General features: G+C 33.7%; 15 protein-coding genes and 2 pseudogenes. 13 read left to right on the top strand and 4 right to left on the bottom strand.

Translation table 11 applies throughout. From position 1 onward, the window contains the following. Window positions 1-426 precede the first annotated feature (426 nt). The 4 genes from F6K22_RS00080 to yidD all read left to right on the top strand — a co-directional run bounded on the left by F6K22_RS00080 (window position 427) and on the right by yidD (window position 4640). Window positions 427-1059 carry a GUN4 domain-containing protein gene (locus F6K22_RS00080; RefSeq protein WP_293092046.1) on the top strand — a complete coding sequence of 211 codons (633 nt, stop codon included), beginning with the start codon at window positions 427-429 and terminating at the stop codon, window positions 1057-1059. Between the two features lie 1058 nt (window positions 1060-2117). Continuing rightward, entirely contained in the window at window positions 2118-2966 is an 849-nt protein-coding gene (locus F6K22_RS00075) for a M15 family metallopeptidase (RefSeq protein WP_293092044.1), read from the top strand. Between the two features lie 15 nt (window positions 2967-2981). Beyond that, window positions 2982-3863 carry an aspartoacylase gene (locus F6K22_RS00070; protein WP_293092042.1) on the top strand — a complete coding sequence of 294 codons (882 nt, stop codon included), beginning with the start codon at window positions 2982-2984 and terminating at the stop codon, window positions 3861-3863. A gap of 540 nt (window positions 3864-4403) precedes the next feature. Continuing rightward, window positions 4404-4640 carry a membrane protein insertion efficiency factor YidD gene (gene yidD, locus F6K22_RS00065; protein WP_293092040.1) on the top strand — a complete coding sequence of 79 codons (237 nt, stop codon included), beginning with the start codon at window positions 4404-4406 and terminating at the stop codon, window positions 4638-4640. A 771-nt stretch (window positions 4641-5411) separates the two neighbouring features. Here the strand turns inward: yidD and F6K22_RS00060 are convergent. Continuing rightward, complete coding sequence (locus F6K22_RS00060; RefSeq protein ID WP_293092038.1) at window positions 5412-5879, bottom strand: EVE domain-containing protein; 468 nt, start codon at window positions 5877-5879, stop codon at window positions 5412-5414. Window positions 5880-6220: 341 nt separating this feature from the next. On the opposite strand from F6K22_RS00060, the pseudogene F6K22_RS43360 reads away from it, so the two are divergent. The 4 genes and pseudogenes from F6K22_RS43360 to F6K22_RS00040 all read left to right on the top strand — a co-directional run. Then, a pseudogene (locus F6K22_RS43360) lies at window positions 6221-7612 on the top strand (DUF7149 domain-containing protein); the annotation flags it as partial. A gap of 93 nt (window positions 7613-7705) precedes the next feature. Beyond that, the gene (locus F6K22_RS43355) at window positions 7706-8569 is read left to right on the top strand and encodes a DNA methyltransferase (protein ID WP_483244103.1); all 864 of its coding nucleotides are present in this window, start codon (window positions 7706-7708) and stop codon (window positions 8567-8569) included. 19 nt (window positions 8570-8588) lie between these two features. After that, window positions 8589-9881, top strand: a complete 1293-nt coding sequence (locus tag F6K22_RS00045) for a TaqI-like C-terminal specificity domain-containing protein (protein WP_293092032.1) — start codon at window positions 8589-8591, stop codon at window positions 9879-9881. A gap of 224 nt (window positions 9882-10105) precedes the next feature. Beyond that, window positions 10106-10747: a Uma2 family endonuclease gene (locus F6K22_RS00040; protein ID WP_293092030.1), complete on the top strand. Its 642-nt coding sequence runs from the start codon at window positions 10106-10108 to the stop codon at window positions 10745-10747. 378 nt (window positions 10748-11125) lie between these two features. Here the strand turns inward: F6K22_RS00040 and F6K22_RS00035 are convergent, their stop codons facing one another. Beyond that, window positions 11126-13516, bottom strand: coding sequence for an ATP-binding cassette domain-containing protein (locus F6K22_RS00035; RefSeq protein ID WP_293092028.1), 2391 nt, complete (start codon window positions 13514-13516; stop codon window positions 11126-11128). Window positions 13517-13803: 287 nt separating this feature from the next. On the opposite strand from F6K22_RS00035, the pseudogene F6K22_RS41595 reads away from it, so the two are divergent. The 3 genes and pseudogenes from F6K22_RS41595 to F6K22_RS00025 form a co-directional block, all read left to right on the top strand. Continuing rightward, a pseudogene (locus F6K22_RS41595) lies at window positions 13804-14031 on the top strand (DUF4760 domain-containing protein); the annotation flags it as partial. Window positions 14032-14609: 578 nt separating this feature from the next. Continuing rightward, complete coding sequence (locus F6K22_RS00030; RefSeq protein WP_293092026.1) at window positions 14610-15941, top strand: D-alanyl-D-alanine carboxypeptidase; 1332 nt, start codon at window positions 14610-14612, stop codon at window positions 15939-15941. 323 nt (window positions 15942-16264) lie between these two features. Further along, window positions 16265-17455, top strand: coding sequence for a hypothetical protein (locus tag F6K22_RS00025; protein WP_293092024.1), 1191 nt, complete (start codon window positions 16265-16267; stop codon window positions 17453-17455). On the opposite strand, the gene F6K22_RS00020 is transcribed toward F6K22_RS00025, so the two are convergent. Further along, the gene (locus tag F6K22_RS00020) at window positions 17452-18831 is read right to left on the bottom strand and encodes a flippase (protein ID WP_293092022.1); all 1380 of its coding nucleotides are present in this window, start codon (window positions 18829-18831) and stop codon (window positions 17452-17454) included. The two genes, F6K22_RS00025 and F6K22_RS00020, sit on opposite strands and share 4 nt — an antisense overlap. 371 nt (window positions 18832-19202) lie before the next feature. Next, a complete protein-coding gene (locus F6K22_RS00015; protein ID WP_293092020.1) occupies window positions 19203-20426 on the bottom strand; it encodes a DUF1460 domain-containing protein in 1224 nt (407 codons plus the stop codon). 252 nt (window positions 20427-20678) lie between these two features. Between F6K22_RS00015 and F6K22_RS00010 the strand changes: the two genes are divergently transcribed. Both F6K22_RS00010 and F6K22_RS00005 read left to right on the top strand, forming a co-directional pair. Beyond that, window positions 20679-22202: a protein kinase domain-containing protein gene (locus F6K22_RS00010; RefSeq protein ID WP_293092018.1), complete on the top strand. Its 1524-nt coding sequence runs from the start codon at window positions 20679-20681 to the stop codon at window positions 22200-22202. A gap of 341 nt (window positions 22203-22543) precedes the next feature. Beyond that, on the top strand, window positions 22544-22985 hold a 442-nt coding region (locus tag F6K22_RS00005; protein WP_293092016.1), incomplete at its 3' end, for a protein kinase domain-containing protein.

The following is a 22985-nucleotide window of genomic DNA, read 5'->3' as shown; positions in this document are numbered from 1 at the left end:
CTTAAGTGTCAATAAAATTCCTGACAAATGTCAAGTTATCTTTAAGTTTAAGTAAAATTTCTAAGGAATTTCAAGTTAGGCTTAATCATTCAGTAAAATTGCGTAGGAATTAAATTATCGTCAATTATATTTTCCCAGTCTCGCTTTGTAATTATAGTAATTCGATGAAGATAATAACCACAATATTTTAGGCTTTTAGGGAGCAGTAAAATTCTTACAATTACTATATAAGTAATACAAATTGGATAAATATTGGCTGCATAGCAAGATAATTTAACTAGAAGGTGGGGCGAGGCATTTTATCATCAACATAAATCTACGCTTATTCATATTTTGTACTAATTAACCTCAAATGATATAATCTATTGTCAAAAATATTTAATAAATTATAGAATCTTATTGGCAATAATCTCGAAATATTAACTTATGATTAACTCTAAAACGAAAATTTTAATTGTTTTCTTAGGAATGATTTTAATAGCATTTCCATCATTAGCCAATGCTAATAATTTGGGAATATTTACCTCAAAAGAATCAGATATATATCAATCTAAAATTATTACTTCACAAGACGGAGATACCTCCCCTTACATTCAGTTAGAAAACTTATTAGCAGAGAATAAATGGCAAGAAGCAGACGAAGAAACATACGATTTAATTTTAAAATTAACTCAAAGGACTAGAGCAGGAGGCATGAACACAAGAGCAATAAAAGAAAAAATTTCTTGTGAAGAAATTCGCAATATTGACCAACTCTGGCGGGAATATTCTGCAGATAAATTTGGTCTGAGTATCCAAATATCAATCTACTTAAAAACTGGCAATAACTTGGAAAAGTATAACCCACAAAGTTACCAAATATTCGGCGATCGAGTAGGTTGGAGAAAAGCCAGAAAATGGAAAAAATATGAGCAGTTAAATTTCTCGGAAGATGCTCCTAAAGGTCATTTACCTGTAGCTTTAAGAGAACCAGAAGTTACTGTGAATATTCCAGAGTTTATGATTACTAAACGTTTGCGTCGGGTGCTATATTCTAGGGTTAAAGAATGTGGACTCTAATTAATACCTTATGGAAAAAATATTGTTAGGGTAGGGGTTTGGTTACGAAACCCTTACAGGTGATAAATTTTAGCTTTTAAGTAGTATAGCAATCATATTTCAGTTGTAAGATTTTAGTGGTAATTAGGAGTCAGATAGGGGAGCCGTCGGTAGGGCGACTTCATTAATGGATAATGGATAATTACCTATCCCTAAAACGGATTGGATTGACGCGGAGGGTGAAAATTTTTTCTGATCAAGGGGAGATTGGATATGGCTAGGTTTCCTCAGCATCCCATCCTAGGTCATGCTCCGCAAACGACCGCTTGTTTCTTCTAATTAGGAGAGGCTTTTTACCTTAATTATTCGGTAAAGAACTCAGGAGTCAGGAGTTAGAATATAAAAGGATTTTGAACGATCTTAATTGTTCTTAAATATCTATCAAAATCATTCCTGATTGCTATAGTTAAATAATTAATTATTAATTATTAATTATTACCTTTCCTGAAAAAGAAAAGGATTGACTAAAAAGAATTTTTTTTCTTCTCTTGGTCGATTGGATATGGTGTTTCGGCTATCGGCGTTTTGCTTCGGACAACGCGCGTTAACGCGGAGCGACATGAAAAACGTAGTTGTGTCCTAGCTAAACTACGGCTTTTTCTCCTATTAAGAGAGGCTTTAAATTTTAATTATTTGGTAATATTATTTGACCGTGCTTGCTATAATACTAATTAAAAAAAAGAATGCTATACAAAAAAAGGTTCTAAATTTATACAGAAAAGGAGCTTTTATAATCCTATAAGATACCTATATACATGATTTATTGTCTTTATTTCTTCCTTTTTCCTTTTTCCCTATTTATTGCTGATACTATTTGTAATAAACATTTATTAATTTAGTATAAGTCAAAATCTACAACAAAAAGGCCATCAGAAAAAAAATCATCTAAAATCTACAAAAGTCGAGTAAATTCGGACATTGGATGGCCTGATAGTTCTTTTATAGCTGGAATGTTGACTTATCAAGATTTACTTATAGAATAAAAAACAATTTTGAAATTCACCAGCAGGAGTGAAGCTTTGAACAACGAAAGTCTGTCAGAAAATTTATCATTAGTCCAGGAAACTCTTGTAGATGAGATTCCCGAAGCAGTGCGAGACCCCCAAAAGGATGAAGAAATTATCCCAACTCAACCTAACAATAAAAAATGGATTTGGAGTTGGATGGGAATAGTTGTTTTGGTGGGAGTAGTTACTCTAGGGTTACAAGTTCAATCTAATCTCAACCAAGTTAATGCTTCATCATCTCAAACTGAAACTGATAGTATTAAGGTGGCTAATTCTTCTGGCACAGAAACTCCTATAATTGAACCAAAGAAAAATTCCCTTGTAGATTGGCCTTACTCACAAATAGCAGAAATGGAATTAGCATATATAGTTGCTGATAGTGATATTCGATTGCAAATAAATGCAGCAAAAAAGTTTCAGGAAATGCTTTATGCTGCTAGAAATGATGGGGTTAATTTAGTAGCTTTGAGAGGATTTCAGTCTAAGTCTGAATTGGAAACTTTGGTTAGTAATACTAACACTATTGAGGCAAATTCTACCGAAGCTTTTTCACCTCTCAGTTATGGGGAATATATAACAGGTTATGCTGTTGATATTGGGGATGAAAATGCACCTGAAACTTACCAAAATGTGGCATTTGAAAATACGGCAGCTTTTCAGTGGCTAAAAAATAATGCTGCTTATTTTAGCTTTGAAATGATACCTGTTGATAATGAGAAAGGTGTTGGTTATGAACCTTGGCATTGGCGTTATGTAGGCGATCGCCACAGTCTAGAAACTTTTTATAAAAATCTACCTAATATCATCTCTGAAGAACCAGAGTTAATTGAAGAAAATCCCGAATTAAGTAGTGGTGAATAATTGGAATTTAGGAGAATGGAAAAAATTAATAAATTAGCAATTGTTGGAGGAACACATGGGAATGAATTTACAGGTATATATCTTGTCAAAAAATTTGAAAAGTTTCCAGATTTGATTAGCAGAACAAATTTTGAGACTAAAACATTATTGGCTAATCCTCTAGGATTTGAATTAGTTACAAGATACATTGATACGGATTTAAACCGTTGTTTTAAAGTTGAGGATTTAGAAAATAGTACAAACCTTAACTATGAAGAAAGTAGAGCAAAATTTATTAATCAAATGCTAGGACCGAAAGGGAATCCTAAATTTGATTTTCTTTTGGATTTGCATAGTACTACTGCCAACATGGGATTAACAATTGTTTTGGTAAATAATCATCCTTTTAATTTAAAAATGGCTGCTTATTTAAGTTCGGTTGAGCCAGATGTAAAAGTGTATAGTTGGATTAATCCAGGAGTGGAAAATTCTTTTTTAAATTCTATTTGTGAACGTAATCTTGGCATTGAAGTAGGTCCGATAGCTCAAGGAATTATCCAGGCAGATTTATTTCAGAAAACAGAAAAATTAGTTCAGATAAGTTTGGATTTTATTGAACATTTTAATGAAGGTAAGCTACATCATATAAATGGCGATATTGTTGTTTATAAACATTTGAAAGTTGTGGATTATCCTAAAACTGAAGATGGAGAAATAGCAGCAATGATTCATCCTGAATTACAAGGGAGAGATTATCAAAAATTAAGTCCAGGTGAGCCAATGTTTTTAACTTTTGATGGCAAAACAATTTATTATCAGGAAAAAACTCCTGTCTGGCCAGTTTTTATTAATGAGGCGGCTTATTATGAAAAAGGAATTGCTATGTGTTTGACAAAACAAGAGAGTATCACAGTTTAATGAAGTCAGAAGTCAGAAGTAAACCCACCCCTAGCCCCTCCCCCTCCCAGGAGGGGAAGTCAGAAGTTGTTTTTGTAACGGGGATGTGTGAGCAACCCTCCAAAAATATTTCGCCTTAAAAGGCAGGGTATTAGACCCAATTAATTTTGAGAATTTTACTTTTGAGAGAGAAGAAAAAGTCGTTTTTTCATACAGTTTTGATCTGGCGATATCTTGTTTAAGCAAAGATGATACCAAATCAGTTCATTAATGGATAATGGATAATGAATTAATGGATAATTACCTCTGGTTAAAACCGTTCGGGAATTGAATATAAGGAAATATCCTAGCACTTTTTTTCCCCTATGGGGGGAGGCTAATAAAGCTGAATTATTTAATTAATAATTAATAATTATTAATTTTCGGTAAAAGGTACATTTTGTCAATTCCCTCTACTCCTATTGCCTGTTGCCCGATCCTCTTAATAGATATTCCTATCTAAACTGAATTTAGTATGATATTATAGAAAATTAGCAAAATTTTTTTACTTTTGATTTGGATATGAAAGTATTACTAATTAAATTAATTAAAGGCTACAAAATTTTAATTTCGCCAATGTTACCTCCATCATGTCGTTTTCAACCGACTTGTTCAGAATATGCAATGGAGGCGATCGAAAGATTTGGAATTTTTAAAGGTAGTAGAATGGCAGTTATGCGAATTTTACGTTGTCATCCTTTTCATCCAGGTGGTTATGACCCGGTGCCTCCGAAAGATTCAACAATTAATAATGAATAATTACCTCTTCTTAAAAAGAAGAAGATTAGCTAAAAGGAAATTTTTTCTTTAAGAGCAAATCTTCCGATTTTTCGTTCTCCCATACTCCCCTACTGCGCCACTCGCTTATTTCTAATAGTAATACTAATTCACTTTAAAGAGATTACAAATAATTGGCAACTGATGATGTGAAATAATAAGTTGATACCAATTTCATAAAATATTGCTACAGTTACGATACAGGGAACACTTAACTGGGAACAGGGAAAGAAAAACATAATAAAAAAGAGGAAAAAAATTTTAATTTTTAGAGTTGATGGAATTTATATATAGCAATCCTCCGCATATTCGTGGCAAAAATCTTACTGCTTTTTAGGGAACACTTAACTGGCAACAGGCAACAGGTAAGAGTTTCAAATTTTTTATTTACTTTTTAATCACCCGCAACCTATGCGCGGATTGCTATATTTTTTATTGTAGTAATAAATCACATTTTTAAGATGTAACTGCCTATGCATGAATTTGGTATTAAATTACTGTATAACTATTACTTTAAGTCGATCGACTTTGACTTCTGACTTCCTTGAAAGGGTATAACTGTTGAGTCATAAATGATATTAATCGGGTTTAATAGTTAGTATCTTTCTATGAGAGTTATATCATGTCTATTTGAATACCCACAATAAAAAATTTAGGGAATAGGGAAAAGGGAACAGGGATAAATTTATCATAGAAAACATTTTTATTATGGCTAATTAATGAGACTTGATATTATTAGTGTTCCACATTTTTTTAATTTGGCGAAAAATTATCTTTTATAGCTAAAATTTTCTCTGCCACATTTTCAGCAACAGGCATTACAGATAATCTATTTCCTTTCCTCACAACTAATAATTCATCTCCAGTAAATTGTTGTTTCAAATCAGCTAAAGATATTAACTTAGGAAATTCTTCTACAAATTCTACAGAAACAGTTTGCCACCGAGGTGCATTAGGAGTAGATTTCGGGTCGTAATATTTACTTTCTGGCTCGAATTGAGTAGGGTCAGGAATGCCACTTTCTAAGATTTTTACTAATCCAATAATTCCAGGAGGTATAGTATTAGAATGATAGAAAAATGCTAAATCTCCCTGATTCATTTGTCGGAGAAAATTCCGTGCTTGATAATTTCTTACTCCATCCCAGATACAAGTTTTTTCTTGTTTCATATCTGAGATACTGTAAGTTTTAGGTTCTGATTTTATTAGCCAATATTTCATAATTAGGGAGTAGGGAGTAGGGAATAGGGAGTAGGGAGTAGGGAGTAGGAAATGGGAGAGTAGGGAGTAGGAAATGGGAGAGTAGGGAGTAGGAAATGGGAGAGTAGGAACGTTGCACAGGCAAAAATGCGTTTCATGTCGCGCAGCGTTAACGAAGTTGTGCGCCAGCTAAACGTCCCTACAAGGTTATCATTTTTTTGTGTGGTTCATTAAATAGGTTGTAACATTTTATCGTAGGGGTTTAGTTTCTAAACCCAAGCAAAAATGGGATTTGGAGACCAAACCCCTACAGTTTTTTTCACAAATCATTTCATACTTCTATATAATTTTATATTCAAAAAATGAACTTAATTCCACCTATAAAAGCATTAAATAAAGCATATTTGAGGGTCAAACCTAGTAGGCAAGATATTGAAAAATTTAAACACAATCTGAAGTTACTTTTAGAGCAAATTAACGAAGCAGAATCAGAGGAATTTCATAAAAATATCATTTCCCAATTTTTACAATAAACTTTTTACAAAAAAAATCATTTTATCAACACAAAAGGGCAAAATTACTTAGTGATTCATAATGGCAAAGACCCGAAAAGTAATGTAAATCTAATACTATAAATTAAGAAACCAACCAATACAAAAGAAATGCTCAAAGTCGATAACCTGAATGCTAAAGCATTTCAAGAGTTGCTATTGTACTTTTTGCGGGAACGTTTCCAAGAAAATAACCTAGAAATCAAATATCTAGTAGCTACTAATGTTTATCAATGGTTCATTTTTGATGCTCAATCATTTGAGAAATACTTTATTCAAGATAAAAGTTTAGTTCAACAATTCCATGACTTTGCGGCAGGAAGATTAACAGGTAAAAAAACTGACTTTTTCTACAGAGAAATTGCTCAACCAGCTATTGAAAGTATTAAAAGTGAAATTACGTTTACTCAGTTTGATATTAGAGAATATCAAACCTATTTACAAAGTAGAGAAACCCAAGATGACAAACAATTAATCGTTTTATATAAATTACTTTCTCCAGAGCATCTATTAAAATTACCTTTTGCTAATGATAGTAATAGTCTGGATAAAAAATTTTACGGCGAACTACTTCATATTATTGGTCTCACAGAAATTAAAAAAGCTAATAAAAAACTTATCCAGCGTCAAACAGAAAATAAACGAAACCGAGGTTCACTTATAGAAAAGGCAATTTTTCAGCTTGATAGTTTAGATAAAATTTCTAGACTAGAAAAATCAGAGCAATATGGAGAAAATTCGGAAGAGCAACTTTTTAATGTCAGTTTAGAGTTAGTGATAACTTGGATTAACAGAATTCTGTTTATTAAGTTACTGGAAGCTCAATTAATTAATTATCATAAAGGCGATCGCTGTTTTGCGTTTTTGAATTGGGAAAAAGTACCAAGCTATCAGGAATTAAATAATCTCTTCTTTAATGTATTGGCTCGAAAATATAGCGATCGCCAGGGTCAGGAAAAAGATATTTTTGCTAAGGTTCCTTATTTGAATAGTTCCTTATTTGAGCCAACAGAAATGGAACAGCAAACTATATTTATTAGTAATCTGACAGAGGAAAAAATGCCTATTTTTTCGGAAACGGTTCTCAAAGATAGTCAGGGTAAAAAATGTCAAGGTGAATTTAATTCTCTACAATATTTATTTGAGTTTCTCAATGCTTATGATTTTAGCAGCGAAGGTTCGGAAGCAATTCAAGAAGATAATAAAACTCTAATTAATGGTTCTGTATTGGGGTTGATTTTTGAGAAAATTAATGGTTATAAAGATGGTTCTTATTTTACTCCTGGTTTTATTACTATGTATATGTGTCGTGAAACAATTAGTAGAGCCGTGGTACAGAAGTTTAACGATATTAAAAGTTGGAATTGTCAAAATCTTGAGCAACTTTATGACAAAATTACAGATAAAAAGGAAGCTAATCAAATTATTAATAGTTTAAAAGTTTGTGACCCTGCAGTAGGTTCAGGGCATTTTTTAGTTTCTGCTCTCAATGAAATTATTGCTATAAAAAGCGAATTGAAAATTTTATTAGACAGAAAAGGAAAAACATTGAGAGATTATCAAGTTGCTATAGTTAATGATGAGTTAGTAATTACTGATGATCATGGAGAATTGTTTGAGTATTATCCGAATAATCAAGAATGTCAACGAGTACAAGAAGCCATTTTTCACGAAAAACAGACAATTATTGAAAATTGTTTGTTTGGGGTAGATATTAATCCTAATTATGTCAAAATTTGTCAGTTACGGTTATGGATAGAGCTTTTGAAAAATGCTTATTATAAACAGTACGAAAGTTCCATGCAATGTTCCTACGAATTAGAAACTTTACCGAATATTGATATTAATATCAAGTGTGGCAATTCTTTGATTAGTCGTTATGGTTTAGATTCTGATTTACGACAAGCTTTAAAGAAAAATAAATGGAATATTGAAAGTTATCGGAATGCTGTACAAATTTATCGTCGTACTGACAGTAAACCGCAAAAGCGAGAAATGGAAAAGTTGATTCAGGATATTAAAGGTAATTTTAGAACAACACTTCAAGGAACAGACCCCAAGAAAAAAAAGTTGAGAAATTTAGAGTATGAAGTTGACGATCTAGTGAATAAAAATCAATTGTCATTATTTGAGGAAACAAAGGCTGAAAAAAAAAGCTAGAGAGAAAAAGATTGTTAAGTTGAATAATCAGATTGATAAATTAAGAGTTGAAATTGCAGAAATAGAAAGTGGTAAGGTTTATGAGAATGCTTTGGAATGGCGATTTGAATTTCCCGAAGTATTGAATGACAATGGAGATTTTGTAGGGTTTGATGTGGTTATTGGTAATCCACCTTATGGAGTATTACCTTCAAAGTTTGAGTGGGCTATTTTGCTTAAGAAGTACAAAACACTAGGCATGAATAATTTACTAAAAGACAGTTACTTTACATTTTGCTTGTTAGGTTTGAAAGATATTTTAAAGCCTTATGGTTATCTATCTTATATAATTCCCAATACTTGGAAATTAATTGATTCAGCTTATGATTTTAGGCAGAGCTTAATCGGGGAATTTTGTTTGATATGTATAGATGAGTTTAAAACAAAAGTATTTGATGAAGCAACAGTAGATTGTGACGTTATGCTTATACAGAAAAATAAAATTCCCAGCTATATATTGCAAGCTAACCAGAGAAGTAAAGATTTGATTCAAAGCACAATTACTATGTCAAATGAAAGTTTGTCTAAACAATACTTCTTCAATTTTTCTCTTAGTCAAAAGGAGCTATTCATTTTAGATAAAATTCGCTCAAATTCATTTTTAGTCAAAGATTATTTTCAAATAAAAAATGGTGTCAAACCTTATGAAGTAGGTAAAGGTTTTCCACCACAAACGAAAAAGATAGTGAGTCAAAAGCCTTATACCAGTGAGGTAAAATTAGACTCAACTTTTCAGCCATTAATAGGTGGTCGTTACTTTAATAAGTATGTCATTTTATGGAATAATAATTTTTGGATTAGTTATGGAAAATGGCTGGCAGCTCCAAGACAAGAATCAATTTTCAAAGCTGATGAAAAACTAATTTTTAGACAGACTAGCGATCGCATAATTGGTACATTGATTCAATCTGGATTTATTATACGGGATAATACTCATATTATTCTTAAAAAAAATGAAACGTTTAACCTGAAATACTTACTAGGTATTTTAAATACTAAGCTAATAGATTTTTTTTATACTGCAATTAATCCTGAAAAAGGCGAAGCTCTAGCACAAGTAAAAGCATTTCATGTAGGAATGTTACCGTTTTGCCCAATTGATTTACAGGAGCAAATTCCTTTTATAGAAATAGTTGATAAAATACTCACAACAAAAAAATCCAATCCTAATGCTGATACAACAGCACTAGAAACAGAAATAGACCAATTAGTTTATCAACTCTATAAATTAACAGAAGAGGAAATTAAAATAGTGGAATCAAAAACAACCTAGCTCAAAATATTTATCCAAAAATCTTAGATAGCGATATAGCTGCCGCTAGGCTCCGCCAACGCCAGTTTTGGCGATACTAAAAAGTAGACTTTTTCAACAAAGTAGACTTTTTCAACTTGTTTAACGAGTTGTCTAAAGTCAAGAAAAATAGATTTTTTAAATAACGAGCGCTCGATATAAAAACCGAAATTTTCTGACAACCGATAACTGATAACTGAAATACCATGAACAAAAACCAAACACAACTACCCACAGACACTTGGATAACAGCAACTTGGTCAGAATACATCCAAACTATTGAAGACCCAAGTTACGAAAAAGCCAAAGTTTACTACCACAAAGGAAAACTCAGAATAGAAATGTCACCATTAGGAAACAAACATGGTAGAGACCATGCAGTTATTATGGGTGCAATTGTTTTATTTGCTGCCACTAAAAATATTGCCCTGAATGGTATAGATAACTGTACCTACCACAAAAAAGGATTTCGAGCAGCTCAACCTGATGCTTCCTATTACATTAGGGAAAATGCAGATGTCATTCCTTGGGAAATTTCTTTTATTGACCTGGATATTTATCCTCCACCAACTCTAGTTATCGAAGTTGCTAATACTTCTTTTCCTGATGATATAGGGGAAAAACGTTTGCTTTATGAAACACTTAATGTCGCTGAATATTGGATAGTTGATGTGCAGAATGCAGAAATTATTGCCTTTACTGTTGCTGATGGTGGTAGTAGAAAAATCGATCGGTCTCAAGTTTTGCCTGGGTTAGATATTTATTTATTAGAGGAAGCACTTCAGCGCACTCGTCAAACAAATCAAACTCAAGTTTATACTTGGTTATTACAGCAGTTTCAATCGTAGGGGTTTGGTCTCCAAACCCCAAAAAAAGCAGAGAAACCGGGTTTGTATTAAATGCCTCGTTATCATAATATTAACCTACAACAAACCCGGTTTCTGATAACAGAGGTTTAATCTCCCAACCCTAGCAAAAATAGGATTTGGAAACCAAACCCCTACAGTTTTTTTCACAAATCATTAACGATTCCTATATAATATCTTTCTGTTTTTGAAACCAAATAGAAGTAGTGCGTTAAATTTTGGGGCGGGTTTATTTCATCTATTGGTTAAACTCGTTAATTTAACAGGGAACCCGCCCCTACTATTGCACCATTTTAGATGTGTCAGTCCACTACTGGGCTATACCGGACATAATATTAATTATTAATTATTAATTGTTAATTATATAATATCTTTTCTCTTCTGAAAGCAAATAGTTAAAACTAAATAAATCAGCGAATGTAAACATAAAATTCCCCAACTTAAACCTAAATTTTCCCAATTAAGGTTATAAACATCTGAACCAGAAAATGGTAATGGAACGGTACTTCCGTCTGGTAATTTAGTTGGTTCTGGCACCATTTCATTAACATTTACCAGCGCCCCATAAGCAGCTACAGACCAACGACTTAACATTACCCAAGAAAATTTACTAGCTATACCTGTCATCTCAAATAAAACACCAGAAAAAATAATCTGAGGCAACAATATTAAGGGTAAAGCACTATTAGCTTGAGAACCATTTTTAACAATAGAGGAAATCATTAATCCCAGACTAATACAACTTATTAAAGTTAAAAAAGTAGTAATACTAACTCCTATTTCCCATGAAATTAATTCTGGCTGGGGACTTTCAAATCCCAGGATAATTACTCCTGCTATTAATAGAGTTTGGAAAATTGCTAATAATCCCAAAACTATTACTTTTGAACCGAGATAAGCAAATAATCCTAAATTCACCAATCTTTCTCGAATATAAATAGCTGACTCTTTGACTATTTCTTGCAGGGAACTAGAAAGACCAACCCATAAACAGGCACAAGTAAATACAAATAATACTCGCAAAGCTAAAGGAGCTAAAGTAGGTTCTGGGTCGCCAATCAATGGATTTTTATCTCTAACTGCAAATAAAATTAAACCAATGCCAATAGGAGCAGTTAATAAAGCTAAACCTAAATTAATCGGGTCGCGGAAAATTAATTTCAAATATCGTTGAATTAAAATAAATAGTTGTTGCCAAAAAGAAGCTGGTTGTTGTTTGGGAGGTAAGTTAGTAGGAGATTTTAAATTATCGATACTCAGATGATTGGAAATATAATGCCGATAATATTCTGATTGACGAAAATTATTTACCCATTCATTGACATTTTCATCACTGGTTTCTAGTTCATTGTAAATATCAGCAAAGTCTCCAGTATTTACAGAGAAAAAATTTAGAGCTTCTCTAGAAGAACCAAAGTAACATAAGCGCCCACCTCTACCTAAAAATACTACCCTATCGCAAATTCTAATATTAGCTGTGGCATGGGTAACTAAGATAATTGTTCGTCCTTGATTTGCCAACTTTCTTAATAGCTGCATCATTTTTTTGTCTAATCCTGGATCGAGTCCAGATGTCGGTTCATCTAAGAAAAATAATTTCGGATCTGCTAATAATTCCACCCCAATACTTACTCTTTTTCTTTGCCCTCCGCTTAACTGACTAACTAATACATTTCTTCTCTCTGTCATCTCTATTTGTTCGAGGGTTTTTTCGACTACTTCTTTAACATTAATATCGGGAGGTAAGCGCAACTTTGCAGCATAAGTTAAAACTTCCGATACTGTTAATTCTGGATGAATAATATCGTCTTGAGGAACATAACCAATTTGAGTCCGATAAATATTAAAATTATTCCTTAAATCTTCACCATTAATATAAACTTTGCCTTTAGTTGTAGGGTCTATTCCTAATAATGTTCGCATCAAAGTAGACTTCCCAGTTCCACTTCCTCCCACTAAAGCAACAAACTGCCCCGGTTCGATCGCGAAAGAGATATCATTTAGCAAAACTCGTGTCTTTCCCCGTTGGTCTCTGACTATTCTGTAGAGGCGATCGGCATCAAGACGAATTTGGTTGCCAGGGTCGAAGACTTCCAAATTATCGCCACGACGAATGAGAGTAAAAGGTCCGATTTTAATTACTGCTCCGTCAGTCAGAACAATAGTATTTTTAACCCGCATCTCATTGACAAAAACGCCATTGGTACTATAATCTCGTAAAATGTAATTACCTTGACCATTCGGTTCAATAGTGGCATGACGACGAGAAACAATGGCAGCATCTAATTCTAGATTGGCATCAGGATCGCGACCAAGTAACACCGATCTATCTTGCAAAGATATTGAGCGCGTTTTTGGCAAAGATGCTAAAGCTACAGGATTATTTGGTTCAAAATATTTGAGCAGGATTTGGTTTTGGGGGTCGAGACCGATTTTGATTTCTATACCATTTTGCAACAGATGACCTTCAGATGGAGTAATGCGGGTGCGGTCGAGAAATAATCCGTTAGTGCTTGCTCGATAAGCATCGCCATCATAAATATGGTAGCGATCGTCAATTTTCTGGATGACAGCGTGATAACTAGAGATAACTAACCAATCTGAAGGTACTACTAGATCGGCACGGAGGCGATCGCGTCCTAATATATGATTGTCTTGTGTCAGTTGGAGAGTGATAATTTGGCCTTGATTATTTAATTCTATATAGGGATTACTGTTTAAAAGGGTAGTTTGCCCTGTTTTGTTACTCATAATAATATTTGATTTTAGATTCTTTGGCACAGATTGACAAAAACTATTTATATTGAATCATAATACCGTTTCACCGAAGTTAAAAGTCAAAAGTCAAAAGTCAAAAGCCAAAAGTAAATGTAGGTTGGGTTGAGGAACGAAACCCAACTGACTAGACTGACACAGCTAATTTTATGCGCTAATTCTTGTTCCTTAAATAATTTTTTTTTGTTTTTCCTGATTTAGTAAATGTAGGTTGGGTTGAGGAACGAAACCCAACTCAAGAAAATGATCTAAGAAAAAATTCACAACCAATACAAACGTATATTCAAGAAGCAGAAGAAAATAACAATCAAGAAAAGATACATAAGGTTACTAAGATCCTTAATTTCTTAGTTGAGATTTCAATATGTATTGAAAACAGAGTTGCTGATGAAAAAGTATTAAAGAGCTTTTTCCAGGGAATAGTTGAAGATTACTGCGAAAAATTCGATGAGCTGATCCATTCTCGGAGAGAAGGAAATGGGCACCGATAAAGGTATAAGAAACTTCTAAAACTCAAAGATGATTGGAATAGAAATAAAGAAGCAACCTGAATTATTTAGTTTAATTGGTCTTTAAAGGATTAATGTTGTGTTCGGTTTGGAGACAAAATCCCTACATTTACTAAAATTAAATGAGTTTGGAGACAAAACCCCTAATAAAATATTACAACTTATTTAGGATTGTTATAGTAATATAGCAATCCTAAATAGGTTGGAACAATTCAAAAACTAGAAATAAATTCCAAAACTCTTACCCATTGCCCATTGCCTATTCCCTATTCCCGAAAATCAGTAAGATTTTTATACACAAATAAAATGGGATTGCTATATAAAATTCGGATAATTATTATATCCAAGTCCGCAGCAACTGGAACAAAGTGGAAGGAAGCAATATCAGAGGTTTAGGAGATTTCTTCCCCTTCATCGCTGCGGACAACTGTTCAACCGGATTTTATATAATAAAATCATTCAGTTTGCTTGGCAATATCAAATCTAGTTAAATAGATGATATTATGTGTTTGGTTTAGTTCCTAAACCAAACCTACATTTACTTATTTACTGGATTTTAAATGAAAAAAAAACTATCTATAACTACTCTCTGTATTTCCTTATATCTAACTGGATGTCAATCTCCTGAACCGGAAATAACATCTCCCAGTCCCGAAACAACTCCTTCCCCACAAGTATCAATTGAAATTCCCCAAAAACCCTTGACATTACCTCCAAATAATCCAGAACAAATAGCTTCTACTCAAGTACAAACATATCTCACTACATTAGCAAATCAAGGATTTTCTCAACAAAATCAAGGAATATGGATACAATCAAATGATACTTTATTAGCAAATCATCAAGGTACAATTCCTTTACCAGCAGCCTCAATTACTAAAGTAGCAACTTCTTTAGTCGCCTTAGAAACTTTTAATCCTAACCATCAATTTATTACCTTAATTGGTACAACAGGAAAAATTGAAAATGGAGTATTAAATGGAGATTTAGTCATTCAAGGAGGAGAAGACTCATTTTTTGTTTGGGAAGAAGCGATCGCTATTGGTAATTTATTAAATAAAATCGGGATTCAAAGAGTTACTGGGAATCTAATTATTACCGGTAAATTTTACATGAACTTTGAATCTAATCCTCAGACTGCTGGTAATTTTCTGAAACAAGGAATTAATAGTCAAATTTGGTCGGGAGAAGCTTTAAGTCAATATCAAACTTTACCTCCAGGTACGCCAAAACCTCAAGTAATAATTGATGGTGTTATAGAAGTTTATCCCACTCCTCCTGAAAATCTCAAACTATTAATTAGGCATTATTCTTTTCCCCTAGCTGAACTGGTCAAGAAAATGAATCAATATAGCAATAATTTAATGGCAGATATGTTAGCTGAAGCTGTGGGAGGTTATCAAGTAGTTGCGACAAAAGCTGCTGAATTTATAGGAGTACCAAAAGAGGAAATTCAACTAATTAATGGTTCAGGTTTAGGAGAAGAAAATCGTATTTCTCCTCGGGCAGCTACGGGAATGTTTCTAGCAATTGATAAATATCTTCAGCAATACAATATGAGTGTGGCAGATGTATTTGTTATAGTTGGCAAAGATAAAGGTATTTTAGATGAACGGAAACAACTTCCAAATTTTGCAGTAGTTAAGTCTGGAACCCTAGATTATGTTAGTGCTTTAGGAGGTGCTTTACCAACAAAAGAAAAGGGAGTTGTTTGGTTTACAATTCTGAATAAAGGAGCTAGTGTAAATCAATTAAGAAATCAACAAGAAATTTTACTAAGAGATATGTTGAACAAGTGGGGTACTGTTGAGTCATCGCCACCAGAATTAACAGCTAATCCTGAGAGAAAAGCTAAAAAATCTCGTAGTGAAATTATTGAAAATGGCAAATAATAAGAATCTAGATAAGTTAAAAGTTAAGATTAATACTATTACAAAAATTTCTGAAAAAAATCTTAGAGATTGTTTGTAAAGGAAACATAAAAAGGAGATAGGGAATAGGGAAGAATAAATAAATAAAGACAACTATTTGTCATTTATAAATCTAGGAATATATCTACCGAACACCTCTGTATCTACCAGATTTCAATCCCTTGAAGTATTAACGCTTTTAGATTTTATATTATGTAGGGTTAAATAGTTATAATTAAAGTTCGTAGTAGGGCTTTAGCCCTATCTATAGTTCGGGCTAAAGCCCTACTACAAACAAAATTTTTATGAGCGAATCAAGATTAAAACAGCTTGTCAGCCAAGGTAAAGCGACCATATTTTACATTCACGGAACTGATAGAAGTGGATCTACGCTGGCCGAAGTGATTTTTTCAAAATTGGCGCATAGAGCAATTCATCAACCTTTTTTGCGTCTGACTAAAAAACTGGGAGGTATCCTCAGACCTAATAAACACCCCTTTGATGCTGACATCTATGAAATGGGTTGCGGCTTGATTGTTGAGCAGATAGAAGAAATTCTCCAGCAGAAAAACCACGCTACAATTTGTGTCAAAGAGACTACTCGTTTCTTTCATTCCCAAATTTGGGAGCAATGGATTCAGATTCCTGAAAAGTTTCTGTTTACAATTCGGGAGCCTCATTTACAGCATTTATCATGGTTATCCTTTATGACTGACTTAGCATACAAGGGCAATGGCTTATGGATGACCAATCCTTACAAAGTCCTCGAGAAAGCCCAAAAAACAGAAGCCTTAGACATCCAAAGCTTCAGACCTGGAGGACCTTCGGGTACAATTATTAGTTATAATTTGCAGATATGGCAGAATTTAATCAGAGATTGGAATTTGTTGCAATCTAGGATTGCTGGAAGTTCAAAAAAACTGGCAGTTCTGGATTTAATCGAACTCAGGCAAAATCCTGAATATGCAATTGGCAAAACAATTGAGCAATTGGGTTGGGAAATTGATAATCTTGAGAGGCTCAATTGCAATTTAATGGTGCAGTCTCAAAACAAGGTCTTTAATAACATAGTAGCTTCCTACCCTTCTGCAACAAAAAAAATACGCAATAGTAATGAAATAGAGTTGTTAGTTCCTGGGGAAGCTATCGCGACCTACGCCTTTTCACCTCAGTCACAAGAGCTTATTTGGCAACTGATTCCCCTGTACCTCGATCTGCTCTACGCACCTGAAAATGCTGCCATGCCATCTTCGCAACAGCTAGAGGAGACCGTGGCAGGCAGCGAAACTTTGAAATTAGGGGATATTCATCCTTTTGTTGCCTACGCGATCGCGAATTTCCATCAGCACAAAAACCCAGCTCCAGAAATTAAGGTAGTGCTAGAAAGTATTGTCGATGGGAAAACGAAAACTGCTTTGGGGGAAGAAAAGCCAAACTCAGAATTATTCGGAGATTCTTTTGCAGTGGTGGATGCTTACTGGCAAGAAGCAGACTAATTTGAGGAGTTATTTCCAGAGGAAGAATCTAGTGCGCGATCGCCTTTCCTCCGGAAGAAACTATAAAAAACCGAAGGGTAAATACCCAAATGCTTAATCACTAGAAAACTAAGCCAGACATTCCACATAGCCATCGTCAAGCTAGTAGCGATCGCTGCTCCAATGGAACCAAAGATAGGAATTAATACTCCATTCAAAACAATATTACTTAAAGCAGCGTAACCATAAATAAAAACTGCTTTATTTTGATGACCTGTCATGATCAACAAGAATCCCACAGATCCGCATAAAGCATTCACTAACTGTCCTAAAACCAAAATCTTTAACTGCCAGTGAGCAACGACAAAATCTGACCCAAAAAGCCTCATTACAGGTTGGGCGAAGATAATCAAAATAGCAGCAACAGCTAGGGAAGACCAGAACATCCAGACAGTCACTTTAGAGACCAGGTTTTGTAACTCTTGGCGATCGCCTTGTACATACAGGGTAGTAAAAACAGGAGCGACTACGATATTAACAGTTTGCAAAGAGAAAGCTACCCATTCAGCAGTCTTCACCGCTGCGCTGTAAATCCCTGCCTCCTCAGCTCCAATTACCGAACCCACCATCACAATATCTGTTTGATTCAAAATCTCCTTAAATCCCGCTTGTAATAACAAAACTAGGGCGATACTTATCCACTCGCGGTAGTTATAGATGGGAGTAGTCTGCTCAACTTCTGTATTCAATTTGCCCCACAACAGCCATAATTGGAATGATAGAGCGATCGCTAGCATTACCATTGCCATTTCGATTGTTGTGATACTGCGGAGTGCGTGGTTTCTTTGCCAAAAAAATAATCCTCCTGACAGCAATAATATTGGCCATATTACTAGGGATGGTGCATAGGCTAAAGTTACATCTTTCATTGCTCTAGCTGTTTCCAAAAATAATTGGACTAAAGCTTGTAGTGGCACCAACCAAATCCCGATTAGAAGTGGTTTTGCGTAGGCAAAGCTGTGATAATGATTGAGCAATAAAATTAGACCTGTGGAGACTAAGCACAACAAGATACTATTCAATATGGTCAGTAATAAGCTGCCACGGATAATACCGCCCAAACGCCCCCAATCTTGCTTAACTCGGTATTCGGAAATTAAGCGCAATACGGTGCGAGGGAAACCCAATCCTGCTGGAATTGCTAAGAGTAATGACCAAGAGATGACATATTCATAAATTCCGTACTCGGTTTTACCCATCCATCGGGCTAGAAATACTTTAACTAGGTAGATGAGCAATAACCCAGTTAATTGAATAATCAAGGCTACTTTAACATCTTTAACTAGAGCGCTGAAATTGAAACTGTCTGATTTTGCTGATAATGAGGTTTGAGTCATAGATGTTGATTTTTTTGAAGAAGGAAGAAGGAAAAGACATTGCACTATTATTCATCAATTATTTTCCCTTAGTCTGTAGGGAAGTTGCATGCAACTCCCTACTATAAAGTAAGCATTCAGCTATTAGCTGTCAGCTTAAGCGCGACAAGACTCTTCCCGGTTGTAAGATTTTATAAATGCGGAGTTTGGTCTCCAAATATTTTGGCGCTTGGGTTTGGAGACCAAACCCCTACAGTTTTTTCTAATGTAAAATCTTACTTTTGATTTTTGACTTTTAACTTTTAACTTCTCTTACTTTTGACTTTTGACTTTTGAATTTTGAATTATCAATGTGAAATCTTACTTTTGACTTTTGACTTTTGAATTTTGAATTATCTTGGATCGACAGGTCTTGCCACTAAAATACCAATAGCACTTTCCACATTCCAAATATATCTTTCTAAATCATAAGCAACCGTTACTTTTCCAGCAGGGGAAGCATGAATTAAACCAATATTACCATCAGAATTACGATAAACTAAGCCAGTATGAGTAACATCTAATCCATTAATTTCTGTCGCTACGGCAATAATATCTCCTGGTTTTAGCTGAGAATAAACACTGTTAATTTTATAGTATGGAATGTAGTTTATTTTCAGTTTACTAATGCTATCTTCCATACTAACAATACACTGATAGTTCGCATCATTCCTAGAAATTTGTGGATACTTCAATCTATTTTTACTCATAAAAAATAATTGCTTGTTTACCCTTTCTCCACCTAATTCAACACCGATATCTCTCACATTTCCACGTCTTTGATTATCAGCAATCCATTCAGAAAAATAATGTAAACGGCTGCAATATCCATCCATTTTACCTTTCCAGTAACGCTGGTTTTTAATGTGATTAATAAAGGTCAAATAAGAATAATCTTCCATTGCTATTCCCCTAGCCATTGCCAAGACAGTTTCCACAAACAATACACAATCAAATCCATCCAAAGTAATAACTAAAGACTCTTGGTTTGATTGGTCTAATAATCCAGCTTTGTAGGGAGTATCAATAAAATAATCAGCGATCGCCTGCATAATTTCTGCCATGGAACCTTCAGCAAGATTCTGTTTTATGGCATACTCCATAACTGGTTTAAACTTGGGGTCTTCTTGAATATTTGATTGTGGTATTTTATTAATTCCTTTTTCTCGACGACTTTTATTTAAGTGAATATCAATTAATGGTCTTGTTGGAGGTTGAGACGGACCTACTGGGAATTCTTTTGAAACATTTCGCTTTGATAAAGTAGATGATTCTGAGAAATCATTACCAGATAAATTTAGGGATTTTAAAGTAGTATCAGAAAATTGAATTAGACGCAAATTTAATGATTTATCCGAAATAGACACTAGGGGATTAATTAACTTTTGAGAGTCAGACTTTATTTTGTCATTATCGTGATTATTTGCCAGATATTTTTTCTGAATACTGCTATCTTTTTGAGCCGCATTAACTAGGCTGAAAAAAGAAATCGAACTATTTAACACCAGAGGAAAATTTACTGTGTAGAAGCCAGTGACTGACACTACTAAAATAGTTAACTCTAATAATTTTCTCATTTTTTTTTCAGGAATTTTAGACTACAAATATGTGCAAGTATTAGTTATGGCTGATAGCTGACCGCTGATGGCTAAATGCTTACCAATAGATAATTTATAATTGGTAATTAGAGATAGTTTTCATTATCCACTATCCATTATTTATTATTCATTATCAATTAAATTAAGTAGGGTTTTAACCAGAGGTAATTATCCATTATTCATTATCCATTATCAATTAATAAAAAGTATGTTATCCTAAATAAGAATAAATTGGTAATAGTTACTGATGTGAAACCTACAGTTTTGAACAATCGCTATCGAGTTATACGAGCCATCAGTAGTGGTGGATTTGGGGAAACCTTTTTAGCACAAGATACCCAAATGCCTTCTGGTCGCTACTGCGTAATTAAGCAACTTAAAGTAGTTACAAATAATCCTGATATTTACCAAGAGGTACTACAACGCTTTCAACGAGAGGCGGCCATTTTGGAAGAATTAGGGGAGACTAATACTCAAATACCTAAATTATATGCTTATTTTAGCGATACAGCGGGTCAATTTTACTTAATACAAGAATGGATAGAAGGAGAAACCCTGGCAAAAATAGTAGAAACTAGAGGCAAAATGACAGATAGTTATGTTCATAAAATGCTGATTAGTTTACTATCGGTTATTAACTATATACATAACAAAAATATTATTCATCGGGATATTAAGCCGGAAAATATTATTTTGCGTCAAGAAGATGATTTGCCAGTTTTAATAGATTTTGGGGCAGTAAAAGATTCTATTACTACAGCAATTAATTCTGAAAAAAATACACCTATTTCTATTATGATTGGTACTCCTGGATATATGGCTTTTGAACAAGCTGCTGGACGACCAGTTTATGCAAGCGATTTATATAGTTTAGGAATAACAGGAATTTATCTACTCACAGGAAAAGTTCCTCAAGATTTAGAAATGGATTTACAAACTGGAAAGATTATTTGGCAGCAATATACTAATAATTTAACTCCTAAATTAGCAGGAATTTTAGATAAGGCAATTCAACCTAATATTAGCGATCGCTTTGCTACAGCTAGAGAAATGTTAGAAGCTTTACAGTCTGATTCAATTCAGGTTTTTACTAATGAAACAGAAACGTCATCTCCATCCTTAGTAGTTATTAATAATTCTGACAAAACAACAACTTTAGATGCACCTGTAGATCAACATTTAGAACTACCTTCAACTCAACTATCTATCAGTCGCAGAAATTGGCAGAAAGCTGTAATTATTAGCGGTGCTATTAGTAGTTGTTTTTTGATTGGTATTTTGCTCAAAAATACCTTAATTAAATCTGCCCAACCACAATTAGAAATACCAACCTTTCCCACACCACCTACCACAGAATTAGTAACATCAATTTCTCAACCACAAGCTAAAAAATTAATCCAGACTTGGTTAAATGCAAAAAAAGATATATTTGCTCCTCCCTATAATCAAAAACTTGCTGCTGAATTGACAACAGCAAAAGTATATGATACAATTACTTCTCCAAATGGAGCGATGGCTTGGTTAAAAGAAAACAATGCTTACTATCAGTATGGAGTTCAAAAAATAGACAGTGTTGAATATTTTTCAACCCAAGGAAATCAAGCCACTATTCAAGTAAAGGTTACCGAAGAATATCAACTATTTAAAAATGATAAATTAGAAACTAAAAGGTCAGGTTCATCCCAATTAACAGTCATCTATACTTTGCAATTTATAGACGGCAAATGGAAAATAGCTGCTTCTAGAATTATTTAGAAAAAATAGAATAGGGAACACTTAACTGGGAACAGATATGGAGGGAATAGAAAAGAAAAAAACAAGTATACTTCACAAAGGGTGAGAAATGCTATATTTACTTCTTTATTCTTAAATTATTAGACCAAATTTCAAAAAGGTAGTTATACGATGTCCGGATAATAAGTGATCAAAAAGTATATGGTTTGTAGTAGGGCTTTAGCCCTAAGTATAGAAGTGGCTCAAGCCCTACTACAAGCTTTAATTATAACTATTCAACCGGACATGATATTATATAAATTTGGTTGAACCTGTTTCCTAATTCCAAGAGATTTTATTCACAACCAAAATCTGACTGCTATATGAATCAACAGATTTTAAATAACCGTTATCGGATTATCAATACATTAGCAAGTGGAGGATTTGGTGAAACATTTCTTGCTCAAGATACTCAAATGCCCTCCGGTCGTCTTTGCGTTATTAAACAACTTAAACCTATAGTAAATAATCCTCAAATTTATCAACTTGTACAAGAAAGATTTCAAAGAGAAGCAGCTATTTTAGAAGAATTAGGAGAAACAAATAATCAGATTCCGCGATTATACGCATACTTTACAGAAAACGGACAATTTTATCTAGTACAAGAATGGATAGAAGGAGAAACTCTGACAAAAAAATTAAAAACAGAAGGAGTATTTAACGAAAATTCCGTGAGACAAATCCTCCTTAGTTTACTCCCTGTTTTAGAATATGTTCACAGCAAAAGAATTATCCATAGAGATATCAAACCAGGCAACATAATCA

It is taken from the genome of Okeania sp. SIO2F4, from assembly GCF_010672385.1.
In the GTDB taxonomy this organism is placed as follows: domain Bacteria; phylum Cyanobacteriota; class Cyanobacteriia; order Cyanobacteriales; family Microcoleaceae; genus Trichodesmium.
The sequence above is the reverse complement of the archived record's forward strand: the minus strand, read 5'-3'. Positions and strand labels throughout refer to the sequence as shown.

Bases quoted from the DNA above. Each gene is read 5' to 3' on its own strand.
- F6K22_RS00035 (WP_293092028.1), bottom strand. From the start codon at position 13,516: ATGAGTAACAAAACAGGGCAAACTACCCTTTTAAACAGTAATCCCTAT.
- F6K22_RS00020 (WP_293092022.1), bottom strand. From the start codon at position 18,831: ATGACTCAAACCTCATTATCAGCAAAATCAGACAGTTTCAATTTCAGC.
- F6K22_RS00060 (WP_293092038.1), bottom strand. From the start codon at position 5,879: ATGAAATATTGGCTAATAAAATCAGAACCTAAAACTTACAGTATCTCA.
- F6K22_RS00030 (WP_293092026.1), top strand. From the start codon at position 14,610: ATGAAAAAAAAACTATCTATAACTACTCTCTGTATTTCCTTATATCTA.
- F6K22_RS00025 (WP_293092024.1), top strand. From the start codon at position 16,265: ATGAGCGAATCAAGATTAAAACAGCTTGTCAGCCAAGGTAAAGCGACC.
- yidD (WP_293092040.1), top strand. From the start codon at position 4,404: ATGAAAGTATTACTAATTAAATTAATTAAAGGCTACAAAATTTTAATT.
- F6K22_RS43355 (WP_483244103.1), top strand. From the start codon at position 7,706: ATGTATATGTGTCGTGAAACAATTAGTAGAGCCGTGGTACAGAAGTTT.
- F6K22_RS00070 (WP_293092042.1), top strand. From the start codon at position 2,982: ATGGAAAAAATTAATAAATTAGCAATTGTTGGAGGAACACATGGGAAT.
- F6K22_RS00080 (WP_293092046.1), top strand. From the start codon at position 427: ATGATTAACTCTAAAACGAAAATTTTAATTGTTTTCTTAGGAATGATT.
- F6K22_RS00015 (WP_293092020.1), bottom strand. From the start codon at position 20,426: ATGAGAAAATTATTAGAGTTAACTATTTTAGTAGTGTCAGTCACTGGC.
- F6K22_RS00040 (WP_293092030.1), top strand. From the start codon at position 10,106: ATGAACAAAAACCAAACACAACTACCCACAGACACTTGGATAACAGCA.